2 rRNA genes (1 of these 2 only partly in view) are annotated in these 5000 nt (G+C 45.1%); both read right to left on the minus strand.

The features are described from left to right. Positions 1-2330 precede the first annotated feature (2330 nt). Positions 2331-2446: ribosomal RNA gene (rrf, locus tag ACGLYD_RS19150) — 5S ribosomal RNA — on the minus strand. An 80-nt stretch (positions 2447-2526) separates the two neighbouring features. Next, a 23S ribosomal RNA gene (locus ACGLYD_RS19155) occupies positions 2527-5000 on the minus strand (it continues 457 nt past the right edge of the window).

Here is a 5000-nt window from a genome sequence, read left to right on the forward strand (position 1 = left end):
TTTGCTCAAGTGCGTTAGCACTCTCGCTGTATTCCATTGATGTTTTGCTGTTCAGTTTTCAAGGTTCATGTCGGAAGAATCGACTTGCATTCTTCGCTTTAAGTTGTTGTCATTGTTTTGGTGACAACTTTTATATCATAACATTTCGTTTCGTTCATGTCAACAACTAATTTCAATTTCTTTTGTCGTTGTTTTAATAATGTCTTGAACGGAACTTATTAAATATACCAGTCTATCTCACAGAATGCAAGACTTATTTTGAAATAGTTTTCGCATTGTTAAATATAGTTGTACCTACCCTGTTTTGCCTAGACTTATGATTGTCCTTAAGAAGAAATATCCTATGGTATTTCATGTATATAAGCAAAGCCGCATTATAAAACATTATATGACTGTTCGTAAATAGCTTCTTGTATTATTCACCTCGCCAAAACTCCAAGCATAAATAAATATTTATACCTCAAAATTACTTTCCCCTTAACCTTACATAATTGTTTCACCTTTGTCTGATGCATCTAATCATTTTTTTAGACTAACACCCTTCCTCTTAATATAACAAATTCTTTTTTCGATCTCTTCCTTCTATAAATAAGAGATTAAAATCTTACTTTTGCATTTCCCTAACTGCATCAATCAACAAGCTAGTTGAAAGCCCCCCTACTATTCAATGCCGAGCCTTAGTGAACTTCCTATCTTTTTGGAGTGGTGGCCATCCAATATCAAACCTCATGGGTATCAGGTCGTTCACCCTGTTGAAGAGAATAAGTGGTTCCTTTGTAAGTCTGCGACACGAACAAACTTTAGCGATTGTAATCATTTATTAACAGTGCAAGACCCGTTTTTCAAGACTTGAAGGAATCAAAAAAAGTAAAAGTCTATAATCAACTTTCCCCAACATCTTTTGATATATATGTTGAACAAATGAATACGGCGTATGCGCTTTACAAGGGCTTTTGGGAGGCCACTGAAAAAGCGCTTGTACTGGAAATGAATTAGGATTCCCACTAATACCGCTTCGACGCTTTGTGGATGCCTCCCGCGCTGGATTGTCTATGTGAGAAAGAGCTTTTCATTATCTGCGATGAAGTCCGCAACCTGGAGTGTGTCTTTCTTGAATATAATTAGTATCAAAAAGTAATCACATTATAATCGTTGCATATACATCTCAAAATCACATTTTTCTCGATAATGAACACCATAGCACCAAGCATTCTACATTCCACACCCCAAATGACACCTCTCTTATTATTGAGCGCCACGGCAGTTTCAACAGGTTTCTTTAATTCAACATATATAGTAATAAAGATAATTGGATATTCTCTCCACAAATAAACTCCTCATTAAAACCCCAAGACTTTGTGCAAGTCTATGTATATATTCCATGAGATGTACCATGTAGTACTTTCCAGTAATCGAATGAGTGATTGTGTAGGAGATGATTTAATAGTTTTTCATCATTGGCAGTGCATTTATTGGTTTAACTTTTCCGTTAATTGGATTGAGCGTATAAAATTTGCTTGCCCTACAATTCTTTTTTGATAACACTTAGCACGGCCTGAGGAAATAAACTATCCAAACAATACCCCACTAAAGTGAGCTCTTAAAATCAGCAATCCCTATCTTCAAACGGCATCACTGAATGTTAAGGCATAGCCATTCATATTTCACAGATGAATTAATGCAAGTAAAACAAGGCATTCTTAAAAATAGGATCTAATTCAAATGTTGTGATGAGGTTGTGATTTGCATGTCCCCCTTTATCCTGAATAAACCTCTTTTTTATTCTTAACGTTCAATACTATTTTAGCTTTAAAGTAATTCAAGCACCTAATACCATACGCGTTACACTTCGCTTATCTATATGTGTTGATATAAAGAATCCACTCAACAACGTTCGGCGCTAGGGGATGCCTCCCGCAATAAGCCAGAAAGAAAACCGCTGTCAGTCTTATTGCTTCGGCTGCCCCTTGAGGCGCCTTTGCTGGAGATTATATAGAATCATTAGTTCAACATATATAGTACGTTGCTCATTTAATTCTTTTTGTACATTCAGTCATACTATATCAATTTCTCAGTAAGTATAGCGACATTAATGGAAGTAATGCGCGATAATCAAAAGGCGTTCTAACGACTGTTCAACCGTACTTTAAAGCTTGGATTCATGCTCGTCATTACTATTTCCACACCCGCAAGCATAACCACGACGTTTACAGAAGAGAACGGTTAAGCGCTCGAACCATAAAGTTGTATGGATGCATTAATATTTATTATAGATCCTAAAAATAAACACAAAAAAAGCCACTACCTATAAGGTAATGACCTTTCAATGAGACCGGCGACGTCCTACTCTCGCAGGGGGAAACCCCCAACTACCATCGGCGCTGAAGAGCTTAACTTCCGTGTTCGGGATGGGAACGGGTGTGACCTCTTCGCAATCGTCACCAGACTCTTTGAGCTTGTTCGCTCAAAACTGAATAAAACAGACATTGTGCTACACGAATCAGGGTAATCAAGCCCTTTTCAAAATTGGTTAAGTCCTCGATCGATTAGTATCCGTCAGCTCCACACGTCGCCGTGCTTCCACCCCAGACCTATCAACCTCATCTTCTTTGAGGGATCTTACTTACTTGCGTAATGGGAAATCTCATCTCGAGGGGGGCTTCATGCTTAGATGCTTTCAGCATTTATCCCGTCCATACATAGCTACCCAGCGATGCCTTTGGCAAGACAACTGGTACACCAGAGGTATGTCCATCCCGGTCCTCTCGTACTAAGGACAGCTCCTCTCAAATTTCCTGCGCCCGCGACGGATAGGGACCGAACTGTCTCACGACGTTCTGAACCCAGCTCGCGTACCGCTTTAATGGGCGAACAGCCCAACCCTTGGGACCGACTACAGCCCCAGGATGCGATGAGCCGACATCGAGGTGCCAAACCTCCCCGTCGATGTGGACTCTTGGGGAGATAAGCCTGTTATCCCCGGGGTAGCTTTTATCCGTTGAGCGATGGCCCTTCCATGCGGAACCACCGGATCACTAAGCCCGTCTTTCGACCCTGCTCGACTTGTAGGTCTCGCAGTCAAGCTCCCTTATGCCTTTGCACTCTACGAATGATGTCCAACCATTCTGAGGGAACCTTTGGGCGCCTCCGTTACTCTTTAGGAGGCGACCGCCCCAGTCAAACTGCCCGCCTGACACTGTCTCCTGCCCCGATAAGGGGCATGGGTTAGAAGTCCAATACAGCCAGGGTAGTATCCCACCAACGCCTCATCCGAAGCTAGCGCTCCGGAATCCAAGGCTCCTACCTATCCTGTACAGGCTGCACCGGAATTCAATATCAGGTTACAGTAAAGCTCCACGGGGTCTTTCCGTCCTGTCGCGGGTAACCTGCATCTTCACAGGTATTATAATTTCACCGAGTCTCTCGTTGAGACAGTGCCCAGATCGTTACGCCTTTCGTGCGGGTCGGAACTTACCCGACAAGGAATTTCGCTACCTTAGGACCGTTATAGTTACGGCCGCCGTTTACTGGGGCTTCAATTCGAAGCTTCGCTTGCGCTGACCTCTCCTCTTAACCTTCCAGCACCGGGCAGGCGTCAGCCCCTATACTTCACCTTGCGGTTTTGCAGAGACCTGTGTTTTTGCTAAACAGTCGCCTGGGCCTATTCACTGCGGCTCTCTCGGGCTTTAACACCCTACCAGAGCACCCCTTCTCCCGAAGTTACGGGGTCATTTTGCCGAGTTCCTTAACGAGAGTTCTCTCGATCACCTTAGGATTCTCTCCTCGCCTACCTGTGTCGGTTTGCGGTACAGGCACCTCCCGCCTCGCTAGAGGCTTTTCTTGGCAGCGTGAAATCAGGGACTCAGGGATAAATCCCCTTGCTGTAACAGCTCAATGTTATAGGAACGGGATTTGCCTCATTCCACACCTCACTGCTTAGACGCGCATAACCAACAGCGCGCTCACCCTATCCTACTGCGTCACCCCATTGCTCAAACGGCGGGGAGGTGGTACAGGAATATCAACCTGTTGTCCATCGTCTACGCCTTTCGGCCTCAACTTAGGTCCTGACTAACCCTGAGCGGACGAGCCTTCCTCAGGAAACCTTGGGCATTCGGTGGAAGGGATTCTCACCCTTCTTTCGCTACTCATACCGGCATTCTCACTTCCAAGCGCTCCACCAGTCCTTACGGTCTAGCTTCGACGCCCTTGGAACGCTCTCCTACCACTGACATCTAAGATGTCAATCCACAGTTTCGGTGATTCGTTTAGCCCCGGTACATTTTCGGCGCAGCGCCACTCGACCAGTGAGCTATTACGCACTCTTTAAATGATGGCTGCTTCTAAGCCAACATCCTGGTTGTCTGGGCAACGCCACATCCTTTTCCACTTAACGAATACTTGGGGACCTTAACTGGTGGTCTGGGCTGTTTCCCTCTCGACTACGGATCTTATCACCCGCAGTCTGACTCCCAAACATAAATCATCGGCATTCGGAGTTTGTCTGAATTCGGTAACCCGGGATGGGCCCCTAGTCCAAACAGTGCTCTACCTCCGAGATTCTTAAGTTTGAGGCTAGCCCTAAAGCTATTTCGGAGAGAACCAGCTATCTCCAGGTTCGATTGGAATTTCACCGCTACCCACACCTCATCCCCGCACTTTTCAACGTACGTGGGTTCGGGCCTCCAGTAAGTGTTACCTTACCTTCACCCTGGACATGGGTAGATCACCTGGTTTCGGGTCTACGACCCCATACTCTATCGCCCTATTCAGACTCGCTTTCGCTGCGGCTCCGCATTCACTGCTTAACCTTGCATGGAATCGTAACTCGCCGGTTCATTCTACAAAAGGCACGCCATCACCCATTAACGGGCTCTGACAACTTGTAGGCACATGGTTTCAGGATCTATTTCACTCCCCTTCCGGGGTGCTTTTCACCTTTCCCTCACGGTACTGGTTCACTATCGGTCACTAGGGAGTATTTAGCCTTGGGAGATGGT

This window comes from Sporosarcina sp. SG10008 (assembly GCF_044569405.1).
GTDB classification, from domain to species: domain Bacteria; phylum Bacillota; class Bacilli; order Bacillales_A; family Planococcaceae; genus Sporosarcina; species Sporosarcina psychrophila.